The 19258-nt window shown below is 69.1% G+C and carries 14 protein-coding genes, 1 tRNA gene and 1 pseudogene; 2 read left to right on the forward strand and 14 right to left on the reverse strand.

The annotated features are described in order from the left end of the window. The 13 genes from rpsL to LG396_RS30745 form a co-directional block, all read right to left on the reverse strand. Window positions 1–372, reverse strand: a complete 372-nt coding sequence (gene rpsL / locus LG396_RS30685; protein ID WP_003948652.1) for a 30S ribosomal protein S12 — start codon at window positions 370–372, stop codon at window positions 1–3. A gap of 290 nt (window positions 373–662) precedes the next feature. Next, window positions 663–1136, reverse strand: coding sequence for a DUF1707 and DUF4190 domain-containing protein (locus tag LG396_RS30690; protein ID WP_018834870.1), 474 nt, complete (start codon window positions 1134–1136; stop codon window positions 663–665). A gap of 346 nt (window positions 1137–1482) precedes the next feature. Further along, window positions 1483–5391 (reverse strand): DNA-directed RNA polymerase subunit beta', encoded by a 3909-nt coding sequence (locus tag LG396_RS30695; RefSeq protein ID WP_018834871.1) that lies wholly within the window; start codon window positions 5389–5391, stop codon window positions 1483–1485. A 127-nt stretch (window positions 5392–5518) separates the two neighbouring features. Continuing rightward, window positions 5519–9004, reverse strand: coding sequence for a DNA-directed RNA polymerase subunit beta (gene rpoB / locus LG396_RS30700; protein WP_018834872.1), 3486 nt, complete (start codon window positions 9002–9004; stop codon window positions 5519–5521). Window positions 9005–9603: 599 nt separating this feature from the next. Continuing rightward, window positions 9604–9990 (reverse strand): 50S ribosomal protein L7/L12, encoded by a 387-nt coding sequence (gene rplL / locus LG396_RS30705; protein WP_100299313.1) that lies wholly within the window; start codon window positions 9988–9990, stop codon window positions 9604–9606. Between the two features lie 101 nt (window positions 9991–10091). After that, window positions 10092–10646: a 50S ribosomal protein L10 gene (rplJ, locus tag LG396_RS30710; RefSeq protein WP_018834874.1), complete on the reverse strand. Its 555-nt coding sequence runs from the start codon at window positions 10644–10646 to the stop codon at window positions 10092–10094. Between the two features lie 315 nt (window positions 10647–10961). Further along, window positions 10962–11861, reverse strand: a complete 900-nt coding sequence (locus tag LG396_RS30715; RefSeq protein ID WP_225797245.1) for an SCO4651 family lipoprotein — start codon at window positions 11859–11861, stop codon at window positions 10962–10964. A 74-nt stretch (window positions 11862–11935) separates the two neighbouring features. Beyond that, window positions 11936–12835 (reverse strand): SCO4651 family lipoprotein, encoded by a 900-nt coding sequence (locus tag LG396_RS30720; protein ID WP_037740050.1) that lies wholly within the window; start codon window positions 12833–12835, stop codon window positions 11936–11938. A gap of 167 nt (window positions 12836–13002) precedes the next feature. Further along, on the reverse strand, window positions 13003–13719 hold the full coding sequence (gene rplA / locus LG396_RS30725) for a 50S ribosomal protein L1 (protein ID WP_018834877.1): 717 nt from the start codon (window positions 13717–13719) through the stop codon (window positions 13003–13005). Between the two features lie 85 nt (window positions 13720–13804). Then, complete coding sequence (rplK, locus tag LG396_RS30730) at window positions 13805–14239, reverse strand: 50S ribosomal protein L11 (protein ID WP_018834878.1); 435 nt, start codon at window positions 14237–14239, stop codon at window positions 13805–13807. 176 nt (window positions 14240–14415) lie between these two features. Next, complete coding sequence (nusG, locus tag LG396_RS30735) at window positions 14416–15384, reverse strand: transcription termination/antitermination protein NusG (RefSeq protein WP_225797246.1); 969 nt, start codon at window positions 15382–15384, stop codon at window positions 14416–14418. Window positions 15385–15489: 105 nt separating this feature from the next. Next, the gene (secE, locus tag LG396_RS30740; RefSeq protein ID WP_018834880.1) at window positions 15490–15762 is read right to left on the reverse strand and encodes a preprotein translocase subunit SecE; all 273 of its coding nucleotides are present in this window, start codon (window positions 15760–15762) and stop codon (window positions 15490–15492) included. 105 nt (window positions 15763–15867) lie between these two features. Further along, a tRNA-Trp gene (locus LG396_RS30745) sits at window positions 15868–15940 on the reverse strand. Between the two features lie 189 nt (window positions 15941–16129). Here LG396_RS30745 and LG396_RS30750 point away from each other — a divergent pair. Together LG396_RS30750 and LG396_RS30755 are read left to right on the forward strand one after the other, a co-directional pair. Next, window positions 16130–17365, forward strand: coding sequence for a pyridoxal phosphate-dependent aminotransferase (locus LG396_RS30750; protein WP_225797247.1), 1236 nt, complete (start codon window positions 16130–16132; stop codon window positions 17363–17365). A 126-nt stretch (window positions 17366–17491) separates the two neighbouring features. Further along, window positions 17492–18670: an adenosine deaminase gene (locus LG396_RS30755; RefSeq protein WP_225797248.1), complete on the forward strand. Its 1179-nt coding sequence runs from the start codon at window positions 17492–17494 to the stop codon at window positions 18668–18670. Here the strand turns inward: LG396_RS30755 and LG396_RS30760 are convergent. Further along, a pseudogene (locus tag LG396_RS30760) lies at window positions 18559–19215 on the reverse strand (TetR/AcrR family transcriptional regulator); the annotation flags it as partial. The gene LG396_RS30755 and the pseudogene LG396_RS30760 sit on opposite strands and share 112 nt — an antisense overlap. Window positions 19216–19258 lie beyond the last annotated feature (43 nt).

Genomic DNA, 19258 nt, shown 5'->3' on the forward strand with positions numbered 1-19258 from the left:
TTACTTCTCCTTCTTGGCGCCGTAGCGGCTGCGGGCCTGCTTGCGGTTCTTGACACCCTGGGTGTCGAGCGAACCGCGGATGATCTTGTAGCGAACGCCCGGCAGGTCCTTCACACGGCCACCGCGCACGAGCACGATCGAGTGCTCCTGCAGGTTGTGCCCCTCACCCGGGATGTAAGCGGTGACCTCGATCCCGCTGGTCAGACGCACACGCGCGACCTTACGCAGGGCCGAGTTCGGCTTCTTCGGGGTGGTGGTGAACACACGCGTGCACACGCCGCGGCGCTGGGGCGAACCCTCGAGCGCGGGCGTCTTGTTCTTCTCGACCTTGTCCTGCCGGCCCTTGCGGACCAGCTGCTGGATCGTAGGCACCGTTTCTCCGGTTTCTGTGTGCCGATCTCGATACTTCTAACCTGGGGTTTTGTCCGTGAAGACCGGCCGACGCCCGACCCACGCGGTCGGGTGTGTCGCAAGCCCCGTACATCCCCGCCAGTCTCACGGGGAAGTGCAGCTCTTCGGTGTCACAGCCTCGGCGTCTTCGCGGGAGCGCCCCCGCGCACGCGAAGACCCGGGGACACCCCAGGCACAAGGTCAGAGGGTACCTACAGCCACCCGCTCCGGTCAAAACAAAAAGACATAAGGGACGACGGACCCGGGTACAGTTATGCGCCGCTGCTGGCCACGGCGGCCACGATGAGGGCGATGAACGCCACGAAACTCAGCGCCAGATAGCCGATGACCAGGCCCGCGAGCGCCATGCCGTCGCCCGACTCGCCGGTCCTGCGGATCTCGGCGCGCGCCTTGTGCCCCAGGATGATCGCCGGGATGAACGTCACGCCGACCATCGGCACCAGCGCCCCGCACACCAGAGCGCCGATCGCCGTACTGTTCGTGCCCGCCGGGGGCGGCAGGACGGGTACGGGCTGGAACGTGCGCGGCACCACGGCCGGCATCGTCGGAATGCCGACGGGGCCCTGCGGCAGGTCGGAGATGAGCAGGTGCAGCTCGCCGTAGGTCTGCGCCTCGTACGCCTTCGACATCCGCTGCTCGTACTCCGGCTGGGTGAGCCGGCCCTCGGCGAACCCGGCCTTGATCACATCGACCGTCCGCTCCCGGTCGGCGTGCGAGGCACGCATGGACGGAGGCCGGCTTTGGTCCCACGGCTGCATGGACACTCAGGAACCTCCCCACCCGCGGCATCCGCGTACCGCGTGCCTTCTATTGTGCTGGACGCTCGGGGCGGCAGGGGAGTTCCGATGCGGCGGCGGGAAGTTCGCGTCGCCACCGTGCGCCCCCTGTACACCACGTTGTCCGGTTCGCGTGCTGTTTCATGGTAGCCCCGTGCAGTACGTTCGTCGGCCCCCGGGCGGCCACGGGCCGCCGGGGATTCCACGCGGCCCCGTACAAGGCCCCTGGAACGCCGCAGGGCGGCTCTCCCGGGGGAGAGCCGCCCTGCGGGGCGTGCGGTGGACGTCGGCCGCGTTACTGGTTGTACGGGCCGTAGTCGTAGTCCTCCAGCGGGACCGCCTGGCCGGAGCCGGTGCCGAAGGGCGAGTAGTCGATGTCGTCGTAGCCGACGGTCGAGTACATCGCGGCCTTGGCCTCCTCGGTGGGCTCCACCCGGATGTTGCGGTAGCGGGACAGGCCCGTACCGGCCGGGATCAGCTTGCCGATGATCACGTTCTCCTTGAGGCCGATCAGGGAGTCCGACTTGGCGTTGATCGCCGCGTCGGTCAGCACCCTGGTCGTCTCCTGGAACGACGCCGCCGACAGCCACGACTCGGTGGCCAGCGACGCCTTCGTGATGCCCATGAGCTGCGGCCGGCCGGAGGCCGGGTGGCCGCCCTCCGCCACCACACGGCGGTTCTCGCCCTCGAACTTCGAGCGCTCGACCAGCTCGCCCGGCAGCAGCTCCGCGTCGCCGGACTCGATGATCGTCACCCGGCGCAGCATCTGCCGGATGATGATCTCGATGTGCTTGTCGTGGATGGACACGCCCTGGCTGTTGTAGACCTTCTGCACCTCGGCGACCAGGTGGACCTGCACGGCCCGCTGGCCCAGGATGCGCAGCACGTCGTGCGGGTTCTCCGTACCCACGGTCAGCTTCTGGCCGACCTGGACGTGGTCGCCTTCGCCGGCGGTGAGACGGGCGCGCTTGGACACGCCGTACGCGACCTCGTCGGAACCGTCGTCGGGGGTGACGACGACCTTCTTGGTCTTCTCCGTCTCCTCGATCCGCACCCGGCCCGCGGCCTCCGAGATCGGCGCCACGCCCTTGGGCGTACGGGCCTCGAAGAGCTCGACGACACGCGGCAGACCCTGGGTGATGTCCTCACCCGCCACACCACCGGTGTGGAAGGTGCGCATCGTCAGCTGGGTGCCGGGCTCGCCGATGGACTGGGCGGCGATGATGCCCACGGCCTCACCGATGTCCACCAGCTTGCCGGTGGCCAGCGAACGGCCGTAGCACATGGCGCAGGTGCCGACGGCGGACTCGCAGGTGAGCACCGAGCGGGTCTTGACCGTCGCCACACCGTGGCGGATCAGCTCGTCGATGAGCACGTCGCCCAGGTCGGTGCCGGCCGGGGCCAGCACCTTGCCGTCGACGACGATGTCCTCGGCGAGGCAGCGCGCGTACACCGAGGTCTCGACGTCCTCTTCCTTGCGGAGGACGCCGTCGGAGCCGGTCGACGCGATCTTCAGCTTCAGGCCGCGGTCGGTGCCGCAGTCCTCCTCGCGGATGATCACGTCCTGCGAGACGTCCACCAGGCGCCGGGTCAGGTAGCCGGAGTCGGCGGTGCGCAGCGCGGTGTCGGCGAGACCCTTGCGGGCGCCGTGCGTGGAGATGAAGTACTCCAGCACGGACAGGCCCTCGCGGAACGAGGACTTGATCGGCCGCGGGATGGTCTCGTTCTTGGCGTTGGACACCAGACCGCGCATACCCGCGATCTGACGCATCTGCATCATGTTTCCGCGCGCACCCGAGTTGACCATCATGAAGATCGGGTTGGTCTTCGGGAAGTTCTCGTTCATGGCCTCGGCGACCTCGTTGGTCGCCTTGGTCCAGATCGCGATGAGTTCCTGGGTGCGCTCGTCCTTGGTGATCAGGCCGCGCTCGTACTGCTTCTGGACCTTCTCGTCCTGGGCCTCGTACCCGGCGATGATCTCCTTCTTCGCCTCCGGCACGACCACGTCCGAGATGGCGATGGTGACGCCGGAGTGGGTGGCCCAGTAGAAGCCCGAGGACTTCAGGTTGTCCAGGGTCTGCGCGACGAGCACCTTCGGGTAGCGCTCGGCGAGGTCGTTGACGATCTCGGAGAGCTGCTTCTTGCCGACGGTGTAGTGGATGAACGGGTAGTCCTCGGGCAGCAGCTCGTTGAAGAGCGCGCGGCCCAGGGTCGTCCGCAGCCGGAACGGGTCGCCCGGCTGCCAGTCCGAGTCCGCCGCGGACTCGCCCTCGGGCACCGGCGGCGTCCAGCCGCGCGGCGGCACGGAGCCGACCGGGAAGCGGATGTCGACGTTCGCCTGGAGCGACAGCTCGCCGGCGTCGAAGGCCATGATCGCCTCGGCGACCGAGGCGAACGACCGCTCCTCGCCCTTCTTCTCGCCCTCGATCTCGTCGGTGGTGAGGAAGAACAGCCCGAGCACCATGTCCTGGGTGGGCATGGTCACCGGCCGGCCGTCGGCCGGCTTGAGGATGTTGTTCGAGGACAGCATGAGGATGCGGGCCTCGGCCTGCGCCTCCGCGGACAGCGGGAGGTGCACGGCCATCTGGTCGCCGTCGAAGTCCGCGTTGAACGCGGTGCAGACGAGCGGGTGGATCTGGATGGCCTTGCCCTCGACGAGCTGCGGCTCGAACGCCTGGATGCCGAGGCGGTGCAGCGTCGGCGCGCGGTTCAGCAGCACCGGGTGCTCGGCGATGACCTCTTCCAGCACGTCGTACACGACCGTGCGGCCGCGCTCGACCATGCGCTTGGCGCTCTTGATGTTCTGCGCGTGGTTCAGGTCCACCAGGCGCTTCATCACGAACGGCTTGAAGAGCTCCAGCGCCATGGCCTTGGGCAGGCCGCACTGGTGCAGCTTGAGCTGCGGGCCGACGACGATGACGGAGCGGGCCGAGTAGTCGACGCGCTTGCCGAGCAGGTTCTGCCGGAAGCGGCCCTGCTTGCCCTTGAGCATGTCGGACAGCGACTTCAGCGGGCGGTTGCCCGGGCCGGTCACCGGCCGGCCGCGGCGGCCGTTGTCGAACAGCGCGTCGACGGCCTCCTGCAGCATGCGCTTCTCGTTGTTGACGATGATCTCGGGCGCGCCGAGGTCGAGCAGCCGCTTCAGCCGGTTGTTGCGGTTGATGACGCGGCGGTACAGGTCGTTCAGGTCGGAGGTCGCGAAGCGGCCGCCGTCGAGCTGCACCATCGGACGCAGGTCCGGCGGGATCACCGGGACGCAGTCCAGCACCATGCCGTTGGGGCTGTTGCGGGTGTGCTGGAACGCGGAGACGACCTTGAGCCGCTTCAGGGCGCGGGTCTTCTTCTGGCCCTTGCCCGTGCGGATGATCTCGCGGAGCTTCTCCGCCTCCTCGTCCAGGTCGAAGGACTCCAGGCGCTTCTGCAGCGCCGCGGCGCCCATGCCGCCCGAGAAGTACGTGCCGAAGCGGTCGCGCAGCTCGCGGTAGAGCAGCTCGTCGCCCTCCAGGTCCTGGACCTTGAGGTTCTTGAAGCGGTTCCACACCTCGTCCAGGCGGTCCAGCTCGCGCTGGGCCCGGTCGCGGAGCTGCTTCATCTCGCGCTCGCCGCCCTCGCGCACCTTGCGGCGCACGTCGGCCTTGGCGCCCTCGGCCTCCAGCTCGGCCAGGTCGGCTTCCTGCTTCTTGGCCCGGGCCTCCAGGTCGCCGTCGCGGCGCTGCTCGATCTGCTGGCGCTCGACGGAGATCTGCGCCTCCAGCGACGACAGGTCGCGCTGGCGGCGCTCGTCGTCCACCCACGTGATCATGTAGGCGGCGAAGTAGATGACCTTCTCCAGGTCCTTCGGCGCCAGGTCGAGCAGGTAGCCGAGGCGCGAGGGAACGCCCTTGAAGTACCAGATGTGCGTGACGGGCGCGGCCAGCTCAATGTGGCCCATCCGCTCACGGCGCACCTTGGCGCGGGTCACCTCGACGCCGCAGCGCTCACAGATGATGCCCTTGAAGCGGACGCGCTTGTACTTGCCGCAGTAGCACTCCCAGTCCCGGGTGGGGCCGAAGATCTTCTCGCAGAAGAGGCCGTCCTTCTCGGGCTTGAGGGTGCGGTAGTTGATGGTCTCGGGCTTCTTGACCTCGCCGTGCGACCAGGTCCGGATGTCGTCCGCGGTCGCAAGGCCGATCCGCAGCTCGTCGAAGAAGTTGACGTCGAGCACTCTCGTCAATCCCTCTCAGGGTCGTGTGTCAATAGGGTCTGATCGCGGGTCGCGGGTGGGGTTGCCACCTGGCCCGCCAGGGCCGAGGGGGAGGGAGCGGCTTCGACGGAAGCCGCTCCCGGACCCGTCAGACCTCTTCGACGCTGCTCGGCTCGCGCCGGGACAGGTCGATGCCAAGCTCTTCGGCGGCACGGAAGACGTCCTCGTCCGTGTCGCGCATCTCGATGGACATGCCGTCGGAGGAGAGCACCTCCACGTTCAGGCACAGGGACTGCATCTCCTTGATGAGCACCTTGAACGACTCGGGGATGCCCGGCTCGGGGATGTTCTCGCCCTTGACGATGGCCTCGTAGACCTTCACGCGGCCGGTCACGTCGTCCGACTTGATGGTGAGGAGCTCCTGCAGCGCGTAGGCGGCGCCGTACGCCTCCAGGGCCCACACCTCCATCTCGCCGAACCGCTGGCCGCCGAACTGCGCCTTACCGCCCAGCGGCTGCTGGGTGATCATCGAGTACGGGCCGGTGGACCGGGCGTGGAGCTTGTCGTCCACGAGGTGGTGCAGCTTGAGGATGTACATGTAGCCGACGGAGATCGGCTCCGGGAACGGCTCGCCGGAGCGGCCGTCGAAGAGCTGCGCCTTGCCGGACGGCTGCACCATGCGGTCGCCGTCGCGGTTGGGCAGCGTGTTCTGGATCAGGCCGGCCAGCTCGTCCTCGCGGGCGCCGTCGAAGACCGGCGTCGCGACGTTCGTACCGGAGGCGACCTGGTCGGCGCCGATGCCCTGCAGGCGCTCGGCCCACTCCTCCTTGATGCCGGAGACGTCCCAGCCCTGGGCGGCGAGCCAGCCCAGGTGGATCTCCAGCACCTGGCCCGGGTTCATCCGGGAGGGCACGCCGAGCGGGTTGAGGATGATGTCGACCGGGTGGCCGTCCTCCATGAACGGCATGTCCTCGATCGGCAGGATCTTGGCGATGACGCCCTTGTTGCCGTGCCGGCCGGCGAGCTTGTCGCCGTCGGTGATCTTGCGCTTCTGGGCGACGTACACGCGGACGAGCTGGTTCACGCCGGGCGGCAGCTCGTCGCCCTCCTCGCGGTCGAAGACGCGGACGCCGATGACGCGGCCGGTCTCGCCGTGCGGGACCTTCAGGGACGTGTCGCGGACCTCGCGGGCCTTCTCGCCGAAGATCGCGCGCAGCAGCCGCTCCTCCGGGGTCAGCTCGGTCTCGCCCTTGGGCGTGACCTTGCCGACCAGGATGTCGCCGGCGACGACCTCGGCGCCGATGCGGATGATGCCGCGCTCGTCGAGGTCGGCGAGGACCTCCTCGGAGACGTTCGGGATGTCCCGGGTGATCTCCTCGGGGCCCAGCTTGGTGTCGCGGGCGTCGACCTCGTGCTCCTCGATGTGGATCGAGGACAGGACGTCGTCCTGCACGAGGCGCTGGCTGAGGATGATGGCGTCCTCGTAGTTGTGGCCCTCCCACGGCATGAACGCCACCAGGAGGTTCTTGCCGAGCGCCATCTCGCCCTCGTCGGTGGAGGGGCCGTCGGCGAGCACCTGGCCCTCGATGACGCGGGAGCCCTCGTCCACGAGCACCTTCTGGTTGAAGGAGGTGCCCTGGTTGGAGCGGTGGAACTTGTTGACGCGGTACGTGGTGTAGGTGCCGTCGTCGTTGGCGACGGTGACGTAGTCGGCGGAGACCTCCTGGACCACGCCGTCCTTCTCGGCCTTGATGACGTCGCCGGCGTCGACCGCGCAGCGGTACTCCATGCCGGTGCCGACGAGCGGGGCCTCGGCCCTGATCAGCGGCACGGCCTGGCGCATCATGTTCGAGCCCATGAGCGCGCGGTTGGCGTCGTCGTGCTCGAGGAAGGGGATCATCGCGGTCGCGACCGACACCATCTGGCGCGGCGAGACGTCCATGTAGTCGACGTCGTCGCCGGGGATGTAGTCGACCTCGCCGCCGCGGCGGCGGACCAGGACGCGGTTCTCGGCGAAGTGCAGGTCGTTCGTCAGCGGCGCGTTGGCCTGCGCGATGACGAAGCGGTCCTCCTCGTCGGCCGTCAGGTAGTCCACGTCGTCGGTGACGACGCCCTCGACGACCTTGCGGTACGGGGTCTCGATGAAGCCGAACGCGTTGACCCGGCCGTACGAGGCGAGCGAGCCGATCAGGCCGATGTTCGGGCCTTCCGGCGTCTCGATCGGACACATGCGGCCGTAGTGCGACGGGTGCACGTCGCGGACCTCGAAGCCGGCCCGCTCACGGGACAGACCACCGGGGCCGAGCGCGTTGAGCCGGCGCTTGTGGGTCAGACCGGACAGCGGGTTCGTCTGGTCCATGAACTGCGACAGCTGGCTGGTGCCGAAGAACTCCTTGATGGAGGCGACGACCGGCCGGATGTTGATCAGGGTCTGCGGCGTGATCGCCTCGACGTCCTGGGTCGTCATGCGCTCGCGCACGACGCGCTCCATACGGGCGAGGCCCGTACGCACCTGGTTCTGGATCAGCTCGCCGACGTTGCGGATGCGGCGGTTGCCGAAGTGGTCGATGTCGTCGGTCTCGACGACCACGGACTGGCCGTTGTCCCCGACGGTCTCGACCTCGCCGGCGTGCAGCTTCACCAGGTACTTGATCGAGGCGATGATGTCCTCGACCGTCAGCGTGCCCGCGTCGAGCGGCGCGGCGGCGCCCAGCTTCTTGTTGATCTTGTAGCGGCCGACCTTGGCGAGGTCGTAGCGCTTGGGGTTGAAGTACAGGTTCTCCAGCAGCGTCTGCGCGGCCTCCTTGGTCGGCGGCTCGCCCGGACGCAGCTTGCGGTAGATGTCGAGCAGCGCGTCGTCCTGGCCCTGGGTGTGGTCCTTCTCCAGGGTGGCGCGCATGGACTCGTACTCGCCGAACTCCTCGAGGATCTGCTCGTTCGTCCAGCCGAGCGCCTTGAGCAGCACGGTGACCGACTGCTTGCGCTTGCGGTCGATGCGCACACCGACCATGTCGCGCTTGTCGATCTCCATCTCCAGCCAGGCGCCCCGGGAGGGGATGACCTTGACGGAGAAGATGTCCTTGTCGGAGGTCTTGTCGATCGAGGAGTCGAAGTAGACGCCCGGCGACCGGACGAGCTGCGAGACCACGACACGCTCGGTGCCGTTGATCACGAAGGTGCCCTTGTCGGTCATGAGCGGGAAGTCGCCCATGAAGACCGTCTGGGACTTGATCTCGCCGGTCTCGTTGTTGGTGAACTCGGCGGTGACGAAGAGCGGCGCGGCGTACGTGAAGTCGCGCTCCTTGCACTCGTCGATGGAGTTCTTCGGGGGCTCGAAGCGGTGGTCGCGGAAGGTCAGCGACATCGACCCGGAGAAGTCCTCGATCGGGGAGATCTCCTCGAAGATCTCCTCGAGGCCGGACTTGGTGGGGACGTCCTGTCCATGATCCAGGGCCTCCTCGACACGAGCCTTCCAGGCGTCGTTGCCGAGGAGCCAGTCGAAGCTCTCGGTCTGGAGCGCAAGAAGGTTCGGAACCTCGAGGGGTTCCTTGATCTTCGCGAAAGAGATGCGCAGCGGGGCGGTGCTGGCGCCGTTGTTCGTACTAGCGGTCGAGGCGGTGCGCGAGGCGGCCAAGAGGGGTCCTTCCGAGGGCTCGGACTCACTACGCGCGTACCGGTCCCAAAACCCACACGGGGAGGAGAACGCCCAGGTCAAAGCGTGTCTCTCAAGATCGTACGAGCTCTGGACAGACCCCTGGTGACGGGCAGGGGGCAGTTAACAGGCAGCGCAAAGGGTCAGTGTAGCGACTCGCCACACTGATGTCCAGCGGAGGCTGGAGACCAGCAAATCGTCGATCTCTCCCTGCCTGAGGAGCACCCGCCTCGCGTGGGGCCTCCCCTGAAGTTATGCCGAATACCGGATGCCTTCGCGCTTGAAGCCATTCCCACTCAGTCACCGATCCATGCCTCGGAGTACGGACCGATGTGACGACCTGAGAATCGCGCGCCGCTGGCCGTTCGTCAAGGCCCCCCTGCCCCAGGGGGATCATGTCGGGGCATCCCGGCCGGTGAAGATCACCATACCCGCAGGTGCGCGCGGGGCAAGCGCTCCGGCCGAGGGCCCGGCAACGCAGCGAGGGCGACCACCCGCATGGGTGATCGCCCTCGGTTGCGGCACGGGGCCGTCAGCCCCGGCGGGCCGGGCTCAGAGCGCCCCGACCGGCCGGGACGAGGTCACTTGACCTCGACGGAGGCGCCGGCGCCCTCGAGGGACTCCTTGGCCTTCTCCGCGGCCTCCTTGTTGACCTTCTCCAGAACCGGCTTCGGCGTGCCGTCGACCAGCTCCTTGGCCTCCTTCAGGCCGAGGGAGGTCAGCTCGCGCACGACCTTGATGACCTGGATCTTCTTCTCGCCGGCGCCGGTGAGGACGACGTCGAACTCGTCCTTCTCCTCGACGGCCTCGGCGGCGGCGCCGCCACCGCCCGGAGCGGCGACGACGGCGGCCGGCGCGGCGGCCTCGACGTCGAACTTCTCCTCGAACTTCTTCACGAAGTCGGAGAGCTCGAGAAGGGTCATCTCCTCGAACTGCGCGAGCAGGTCGTCCTGGCTGAGCTTCGCCATGATGGCGGTCCTTCCACTAAGTCGGCTGGTGCCGGTTGTACTGATGCGTCAGTGCGGCGGGCGTTCGCGGTGCCCGCTGAGCTGCGGAGGGAGCGGGATCGCTACTCCGCGGCGTCGGCGGGAGCCGGCGTACCGGCACCGCCCTGCTCGACCTTGTCGCGCAGCGCGTCCGCGGTGCGGACGAACTTCGTGAGCGGGGCCTGGAAGGTCGCCGCGGCCTTCGCCATGGACGCCTTCATGCCACCGGCCAGCTTGGCGAGCAGCACCTCGCGGGACTCGAGGTCCGCAAGCTTGTTGATCTCCGCGGCGGTCAGGGACTTGCCGTCGAGGACACCGCCCTTGATGACCAGCGCGGGGTTGTCCTTGGCGAAGTTACGCAGCCCCTTGGCCGCCTCGACCGGGTCACCGGTCACGAAGGCGACAGCGGTCGAGCCCTGGAGGTGCTCGTCGAGCTGCTCGAGCCCGGCCTCCTTCGCCGCGATCTTGGTCAGCGTGTTCTTCACCACTCGGTACTGCGCGTTCTCGCCGAGAGAACGGCGCAGATCCTTAAGCTGCGCCACGCTCAGTCCGGTGTACGCGGTCACGACGGCCGCGTTGGAGCCGCGGAGCTTGTCCGCGATCTCCTTGACGGCCTCGACCTTGTCCGGCGTCGCCATGAGCCTCAGCCTCCTTCCGGGTGATGGGACCGCCCTTCGGATGCACGAGGCCCTCGCACACGACAAACGCCCCGGCGCAGGCGCACGGGGCGTGACACGACCGTACGGGCACGGGGCCCGGCGGGAGGGTCTTCCTCATTCACCTGCGCGGGCCGTCCGCGGCGTACGCGGAACCTTCGGCCACCGCACTCCCCTGCGGGTGTACGGAGGCGGCCAGCGGTCTTTGGCTACAAGGGGGAATCGTACGGCAGCGGCCGTCCCGCGGGCAAATCGCCCCCGGGACGGCCGGTGTCGTACACGGTGTGAACGCGGGTGCTACGCGCCGCTCCCCGCGTCCGCTTCCTTCATCATGGCGTCCATGTCCGCCGTCTCGGACGCCGGCGGGACCTCGACCGTGACGGGCTCGTTGTAGCTGAGGAAGGTCATGGTGGTGTCCAGCGGGCCCTCCTTCGTCTCGGCCTGCATGCGGAACTGCTTGGTGTGGTCCTCGCCGTCGATCCACATGTCCATGGTGAACTCGTCGAAGCCCTGCTCCGCCATCTCGTCGATCTGCTCCTGGCGGTCCTTCTTCGTCTTCGCGTCCTTGCCCTTCAGGTCCGCGCGGAGGTCGTCGAGGGTGATCGTGCCGGTGTAGCGGGTGGTCTGGACCCCCTCGACCTTCTCCTCGCCGACCCGCTCCAGGTCCTCGGCCGCGTTCATCATCTGGGCTTCCTCGGCGGGGTTGTCGTCCGCCTGCTTCAGCTCCAGCAGCGGGTTCTCGCCGCCGCCCGCCCCGCCGTCGGACATGCCGATCTTCAGCCAGGTCTTGCCGTCCATCTCGGCGGCGGCCTCGGGGCCGGCGTTCATGTACATCGCGTCGTCGACGAGACGTATCTCCACCTCGCCGCTCTCGTCGGCGGTCGCCCCGTCCACCGTCATCTTCATCTGCATGGCCGGCGGGTCCATGCTGAGGGCCCCCGTGCCCTCCATCGTGCCCTCACCGGGGACCTCGCCGGCCATCCGGTATTCGAGGGAGGTGAAGTCCTCCGCCTTCTCCGTGGCCTTGCGGACGGCGGCTGCGGGCGTCACGTCGACCGGCTGACCGGCGTTCCCGCCCTTCCTGCCGGCCGCCTTGCCGTCTCCGTCGTCGTCGCCGCAGGCGGTGAAGGCGGTCAGGGCGAGGGCGGCCGCGCCGAGCGCGGCTCCACCCCGTACGAACGTCGAACGCATCGTCATCCTTTCCCTCCGGGTACACGTGTCCCGGAACATGGAAGGGAACACGCTAGCGGATCGGGCAACTCCGCCCGCTGCTACTGGATTTCGGTGAAGTCGATGCTCTCGGCGGCCGAGGGCTCCTCGACGTTCACGTCGACGCCGTAGTCCGAGTAGTAGACGGTGGTGCTGAACTCGCCGCCCGTCATCTTCCCGGACTCCTCACGCTTGATCATGAGGTCGTTCTCGTCCACCCAGATGTCGACGGTCTGCGTGGTGACGCCGGACGCCTCGAGCTGGTCCTCCAGGTCCGACAGCTGCTGCTCGCTCAGCGTCTTGGACGACGCGCGTGCCAGGTCGGAGACGTCCACGGTGCCGGAGTAGTGCGTGGTCTGTACGCCCCGCACCTCCTCCTGGCCGACCTCCTCGACGTCCTCGGAGGCCAGCAGCAGCTTCACGGCCTGGCCCGGGGTGCTGTTCTGCATCTGGTCCTTCATGTAGTCCCCGGACGGGCCCATGAACTCCGACAGGTCGTCGTAGTCGTAGCGGATCCACTTCTTGTCCGGGTACTGCGTCTGGAACGCGCCCTCGACGCCCGCGTAGTAGGCGTCCGGCAGGTAGCGGGCGTCCAGCGTGCCGTCGTCGTCCATCATCTGGATCGAGGAGGCCATCTGGCCGTCGGTGTACTTCACGGTGGCGGTGCCGATCGCGCCGTCGGCCCAGTCGAGTTCGCCCTCGTTCTCGGTGGTCATCGCCTCGCCCATGACCATGGTGCTCTCGAACTTCGACGACTCCGCGCCCGTGGTCTTCTCGTCGATCGCCTGCAGCGCGGCCTGAGCGCCCCGTACGGCCCCGCTGCCGCCGTTGCCGCCGCCGTCGCCGCCCCCGTTGCCCGAACCGCCGTCACCGCCGCCGGAGTCGGACCCGCAGGCCGCCGCGAATGCGAGCAGCAGCGCCGCCCCCAGAGAGACACTTGCGCGCTTCACGGTCGTGTGCATGGGAATCCCCGCCCCCTCGTGGTGGTCGTTCTCTCGGGCAGGAGTTCTGCCCGTACGGCCAGTGAACACCAGAAACGGGCCGGACCCGGTGCCCGATGGGCGTTCCGGATCCGACCCGTTGCATGGCCGTGACAGATGATGCGCGGTTGTCGAACGGGCGGTGCCCGTCAGACCGCGGAGTCCTCCGTCAGGAGGTTGCGCACCCGCGCGGGGTCCACCGGGATGCCGGGGCCCATCGTCGTGGTGATCGTGGCCTTCTTGATGTAACGGCCCTTGGCGGCGGACGGCTTGAGCCGCAGCACCTCTTCCAGCGCCGCGCTGTAGTTCTCCACCAGCTTCTGCTCGTCGAACGAGGTCTTGCCGATGATGAAGTGCAGGTTGGAGTGCTTGTCGGTGCGGAACTCGATCTTGCCGCCCTTGATCTCGGTGACGGCCTTCGCCACGTCGGGCGTGACCGTGCCGGTCTTCGGGTTCGGCATCAGACCGCGCGGGCCGAGGACGCGGCCGAGGCGGCCGACCTTGCCCATGAGGTCCGGGGTGGCGACGACCGCGTCGAAGTCGAGACGGCCCTTCTGCACCTCGTCGATCAGCTCGTCGGCGCCGACGATGTCGGCGCCCGCGGCCTCCGCGGCCGCTGCACGGTCACCGGTCGCGAAGACCAGGACCCGGGCGGTCTTGCCGGTGCCGTGCGGGAGGTTCACGGTGCCGCGGACCATCTGGTCGGCCTTGCGCGGGTCGATGCCCAGGCGCATGGCGACCTCGACGGTGCCGTCGAACTTCGACGTGGACGTCTCCTTGGCGAGGCGGACGGCCTCGAGAGGTGCGTACTGCCGCGTGCGGTCGACCTTGGCGTCGCCGGCGCGGAGTGCCTTGCTGCGCTTCACTGCTGCTCCTGATGTGTCGTTGCGGAGTCGTGGTCCGGGCCGGCGCACGGCCCTGCCACAGGGTGCTGCTGCGGGCGTGGGCCGCTCAGCCCTCGACCGTGACGCCCATGGAGCGGGCGGTGCCGGCGATGATCTTCTCGGCGGCGTCCAGGTCGTTGGCGTTGAGGTCGGCCATCTTGGTGGTGGCGATCTCGCGGACCTGGTCGCGGGTGATCTTCGCGACCTTGGTCTTGTGCGGCTCGCCGGAGCCCTTCTCGACGCCCGCGGCCTTGAGGATCATCTTCGCGGCCGGCGGCGTCTTGGTGATGAAGGTGAACGAGCGGTCCTCGTAGACCGTGATCTCCACCGGGATGACCCAGCCGCGCTGCGACTCGGTCGCGGCGTTGTACGCCTTGCAGAACTCCATGATGTTCACGCCGTGCTGGCCCAGCGCGGGGCCGACCGGCGGGGCCGGGTTCGCGGCACCGGCCTGGATCTGGAGCTTGATCAGCCCCGTGACCTTCTTCTTCTTGGGAGGCATGTCTCTCCGGGTCCTTGAATGAGAGGTTTGCGCCTCGATCCGGTGATTGCCAGATCGTCCGGATGGAGGCATACCGCACCACGATAGCCGTTTCGGGTACGGGTCCTGAAACCGAGCAGGTCAGAGCGGCTGCAAAGCCGTCTGACCTGGTCGGAAGCGTGGCGGGCGGGAAGCCCTCAGTCGTTCTTCTGGATCTGGTCGAAGCTCAGCTCGACCGGGGTCTCCCGGCCGAAGATCTCCACCAGGCCCTTGACCTTCTTCGAGTCGGCGTTGATCTCGTTGATCGTCGCCTGCAGCGTCGCGAACGGGCCGTCGGTGACGGTGACCGAGTCGCCCACGGCGAAGTCGAGCACCTGCACCTCGACCTTGCGGGACGGCACCGGCTTGCCCTCGGCCTCCGCGGCCTCGCGGGCGGCCTTCTCCTCGGCCTCGGGGGCGAGCATGCGGACGATCTCGTCGAGCGTCAGCGGGTACGGGTCGTAGGCGTTGCCGACGAAGCCGGTGACGCCCGGGGTGTTGCGTACGACGCCCCACGACTCGTTCGTCAGGTCCATCCGCACCAGGACGTAGCCCGGGAGCTTGTTCTGCCGGACGTTCCTGCGCTCGCCGTTCTTGATCTGGACGACTTCTTCCTCGGGCACCTCGGCCTGGTAGATGAAGTCCTCGACGTTCAGGGAGACGGCGCGCTGTTCGAGGTTGGCCTTGACCCGCTTCTCGTAGCCCGCGTAGGTGTGGATCACGTACCACTCGCCGGGCAGGCCGCGCAGCTCCTGGCGCAGCGCCTCGACGGGGTCGACGGCGTCCTCGGCCGGCTCGGCGTCCTCGACCGCCTCGTCGGGCTTCTCGTCCGCGTCCGCCTCGTCCTCGGCGGTCTCCGCGGCCTCGGCGGTCTCGTCCGCTGCCTCGTCGTCGGCCTTCTCGTCGTCAGCCGCCTCGTCGGCAGCCTCCGCCTCGCCGGCCGCGCTCTCGGCGCCGTCCTCGCTGTCCTCGGCCCCGCCGGCCTCGGCCTCGGCGTCCTCGGCGGCCTCGAGTCCTGCCTCCGCCGCCGCCGTCTCGGCCGCCTCCACCTGCTCGGCAGGCTCTGCCTGCGCTGCGCCGGCGACCTCGTCGGTCGCGACTGCGTCGTTCAGGTTCGGGTCAGACACGGTAGCTGCTTCTTCCTGGCTCAAAAGGGGATGTGCACATGCAGTCGCCTACCTTACGTACCTTACGGGGCGGCGTACGCGAATCGGTCAGCTCGGTCAGCTCGCTCAGCCGAAGACGTACTGCATGAGCTCGGTGAACCCGAAGTCGATCACCGTCACGATGCCGATCATGACCACCACGAAGATGATCACGACGGTCGTGTACGTCGTGAGCTGGTTCCGCGTCGGCCAGACGACCTTGCGGAGCTCCGCGACGATCTGGCGGTAGAAGAGCGCCAGGCGGGCGAACGGGCCCTTCCGGCCGCGCTTGCCGCCGCGGCGAGCGGGTTTCGCGTCGCCTTCGGGGCGGTCAGGCGTCGCGGTGGAGGCTTCCGTCACTCGTCCTCACCTGGATCCCGGTTCGTTGGCCTGCCGCGCCCGGTCGAGCCGCACGGCGGGGCTGCTGTGAACTGCGTACGCACCCCCTGAAGGGGATGCGCGTAGCAGGGCCGGAGGGACTTGAACCCCCAACCGCTGGTTTTGGAGACCAGTGCTCTACCAATTGAGCTACGACCCTTTGTGTCATCCCAACCTAACGCATTCTTGCAGGGGCTTCACGAGCGCGTGCAAGATCTGCACCGGGGCTGGCACGGTGGTTGAGTGTACGTGTTTCACGCGCTGCCGTCGAACGAGTACGCCGCGCGCCCCGCGTACGGCCGTGCAACCCACGTGCCCCGCCCCCCGCCCGTCTGGAACGATGGGCGCCATGACCGCTGCAAACACCTCGTCCCAGTCCCCGACCGAACGACGGGTGTCGGCCCGCGTCGGCGCCATCTCCGAGTCCGCGACGCTCGCCGTGGACGCCAAGGCCAAGGCCCTCAAGGCGGCCGGCCGGCCGGTGATCGGCTTCGGCGCCGGCGAGCCGGACTTCCCGACCCCGGACTACATCGTCGAGGCCGCGATCGCAGCGTGCACCAACCCGACGTACCACCGCTACACGCCCGCCGGCGGGCTGCCGGAGCTGAAGGCGGCCATCGCCGCGAAGACCGCCCGCGACTCGGGCTACGAGGTGGAGCCGGCCCAGGTGCTCGTCACCAACGGCGGGAAGCAGGCGATCTACGAGTCGTTCGCCGCCCTGCTCGACCCGGGCGACGAGGTCATCGTCCCGACCCCGTACTGGACCACCTACCCCGAGTCGATCCGGCTGGCCGGCGGCGTGCCCGTCGACGTCGTCGCCGACGAGACCACGGGTTACCGGGTCTCCGTCGAGCAGCTCGAAGCCGCGCGCACCCCGCGCACGAAGGTGCTGCTCTTCGTCTCCCCGTCCAACCCGACCGGCGCGGTCTACGCCCGCGAGCAGGTCGAGGCGATCGGCCGCTGGGCCGCGGAGCACGGGCTGTGGGTGCTGACCGACGAGATCTACGAGCACCTGGTCTACGGGAGCGCCGAGTTCCACTCGCTGCCGGTGGTCGTGCCGGAGCTGCGCGACAAGTGCATCGTCGTCAACGGCGTGGCCAAGACGTACGCGATGACCGGCTGGCGGGTCGGCTGGGCCATCGGCCCGAAGGACGTGGTCAAGGCCGCGGCGAACCTCCAGTCGCACGCCACGTCCAACGTCTCCAACGTCGCGCAGGCCGCCGCGCTGGCGGCCGTCTCCGGCGACCTGGACGCGGTGGCGAAGATGCGCGAGGCGTTCGACCGGCGGCGCAGGACGATCGTGCGGATGCTGAACGAGATCGACGGCGTGGAGTGCCCCGAGCCGGAGGGCGCGTTCTACGCGTACCCGTCGGTCAAGGGGCTGCTCGGCAAGGAGATCCGCGGCCGGCGGCCGGCGGACTCGGTGGAGCTGGCCGAGGTGATCCTGGAGGAGGCCGAGGTGGCCGTGGTGCCGGGTGAGGCGTTCGGCACGCCGGGGTATCTGCGGCTGTCGTACGCGCTGGGGGACGAGGACCTGGTCGAGGGCGTCTCGCGGATCCAGAAGCTGCTGGCGGAGGCGTCGTAGGGGCTCGGTAGGGGCTCAGTAACTGATGGCGTTCACGGACAGGGCTTGTCCGGACAACCGTCCGGGCAAGCCCTCGTTCGTAGGAGCCGGTGTCGCCCACCCCTGCTGATGCGGCAAGATCTCTCCATGGAGCACGACCACCGCCCCGCCGCACGAGACGTACGCCGCCTGCCGAAGGCGCACCTCCACCTGCATTTCACCGGCTCCATGCGCTCCGCGACCCTCATCGAGCTGGCCGCCAAGTACGGCGTGCACCTGCCCGAGGCGCTGAGCAGCGGCGAGCCGCCGAAGCTGCGCGCGACCGACGAGCGCGGCTGGTTCCGCTTCCAGCGGCTGTACGACCTCGCCCGCTCCTGCCTGCGCTCGCCCGAGGACATCCAGCGGCTGGTGCGCGAGGCAGCGGAGGAGGACCTCGCGGACGGCTCTGGGTGGCTGGAGATCCAGGTCGACCCCACGTCGTACGCGCCGCGCCTGGGCGGGCTGATCCCGGCGCTGGAGATCATCCTCGACGCCGTCGAGACCACCGCCCGGGACACCGGTGTCGGGATGCGCGTGCTGGTCGCCGCGAACCGCATGAAGCACCCGCTCGACGCCCGCACCCTCGCCCGCCTCGCCGTGCGCTACGCCGACCGCGGCGTCGTCGGCTTCGGGCTCTCCAACGACGAGCGCCGCGGCTTCGCCCGCGACTTCGACCGCGCTTTCGCCATCGCCCGCGAGGGCGGTCTGCTGGCCGCCCCGCACGGCGGCGAGCTGGCCGGGCCGACGAGCGTCCGCGACTGCCTGGACGACCTGGACGCGCGCCGCATCGGGCACGGCATCCGCGCCGCCGAGGACCCGCGGCTGCTGTCGCGGCTGGCGGCGGCGGGGGTGGCCTGCGAGGTGTGCCCGTCGTCGAACGTCGCGCTGGGGGTCTACGAGCGGCCCGAGGACGTGCCGCTGCGGGCGCTGTGGGACGCGGGGGTGCCGATGGCGCTGGGGGCGGATGACCCGCTGCTGTTCGGGTCGCGGCTGGCGGCGCAGTACGAGTTCGCGCGGACGCACCACGGCTTCACGGACGAGGAGTTGGCGGAGCTGGCGCGGCAGTCGGTACGGGCCTCGGTGGCGCCCGAGGACGTGCGGCGGCGGCTGCTGGCGCACGTGGACGACTGGCTGTCGGAGGAGCCGGCGGCGGGCCCTCAGGCGGCCGGGGGCGCCGCGGGCGAGGGCGCTGCCGGCGGAGGCGCCGGCAGGGGTGCCGCGGGCGGCGGGGAGAGCGCGGCCCAGACCGTACGGGACAGCGCCGCGGTGAACTCGTCCGCCGGCTGAGCCGCGGCCGCCCCGCCGAAGGCCACGAAGAACGCCCGCTGGAAGCACGCGCCGAGGAGCATGGCGGCCGCGGCCCCGGGGTCCGCGTCGACGCGGATACGGCCGCGCTCGCGCTCCCGTACCAGGTAGTCCGCGAGCGCGTCACCGGCCTCGGACGGCCCTTTGCGCCCGACCGCGGCGAGGCCCTCGGCGAACCGCGCGAGCAGCCCCGGCTCGACCAGCAGCGCGCCCATCATGGGCAGTATCTCCAGGTAGAAGTCCACGGCCTTGCCGGCGACGGCCCGCAGGCACTCCTCGACGCTGCGCCCGCCCGGGTCGTCGGCCAGCTCGGTGAGCAGCCCGCCGAGGCGCGGCATCCGTTCGAAGAGGACGCGGAGGAAGATGTCCTCCTTGTTGACGAAGTGCTTGTAGAGCAGTGCCTCCGAGCAGCCCGCCGCGCGTGCGATCTCCTTGGTCGTCGCGTGGGCGAACCCGGCGGTGCGGACGAGGTGCTCCGCGGCGTCGACGATGCGCTCCGGAGCCGGTCTTGACGGCGAGGTGGGCATTCACTCACCCTAACAGGGGGTGGGTGAGCACCCACTTACGGGA

The sequence above is a fragment of the Streptomyces aculeolatus genome (genome assembly GCF_020400605.1).
GTDB lineage: Bacteria > Actinomycetota > Actinomycetes > Streptomycetales > Streptomycetaceae > Streptomyces > Streptomyces aculeolatus.

Bases quoted from the DNA above. Each gene is read 5' to 3' on its own strand.
- LG396_RS30715 (WP_225797245.1), bottom strand. From the start codon at position 11,861: ATGACGATGCGTTCGACGTTCGTACGGGGTGGAGCCGCGCTCGGCGCG.
- LG396_RS30690 (WP_018834870.1), bottom strand. From the start codon at position 1,136: ATGCGTGCCTCGCACGCCGACCGGGAGCGGACGGTCGATGTGATCAAG.
- rplJ (WP_018834874.1), bottom strand. From the start codon at position 10,646: ATGGCGACGCCGGACAAGGTCGAGGCCGTCAAGGAGATCGCGGACAAG.
- LG396_RS30720 (WP_037740050.1), bottom strand. From the start codon at position 12,835: ATGCACACGACCGTGAAGCGCGCAAGTGTCTCTCTGGGGGCGGCGCTG.
- LG396_RS30750 (WP_225797247.1), top strand. From the start codon at position 16,130: ATGACCGCTGCAAACACCTCGTCCCAGTCCCCGACCGAACGACGGGTG.
- rplK (WP_018834878.1), bottom strand. From the start codon at position 14,239: ATGCCTCCCAAGAAGAAGAAGGTCACGGGGCTGATCAAGCTCCAGATC.
- LG396_RS30755 (WP_225797248.1), top strand. From the start codon at position 17,492: ATGGAGCACGACCACCGCCCCGCCGCACGAGACGTACGCCGCCTGCCG.
- rplL (WP_100299313.1), bottom strand. From the start codon at position 9,990: ATGGCGAAGCTCAGCCAGGACGACCTGCTCGCGCAGTTCGAGGAGATG.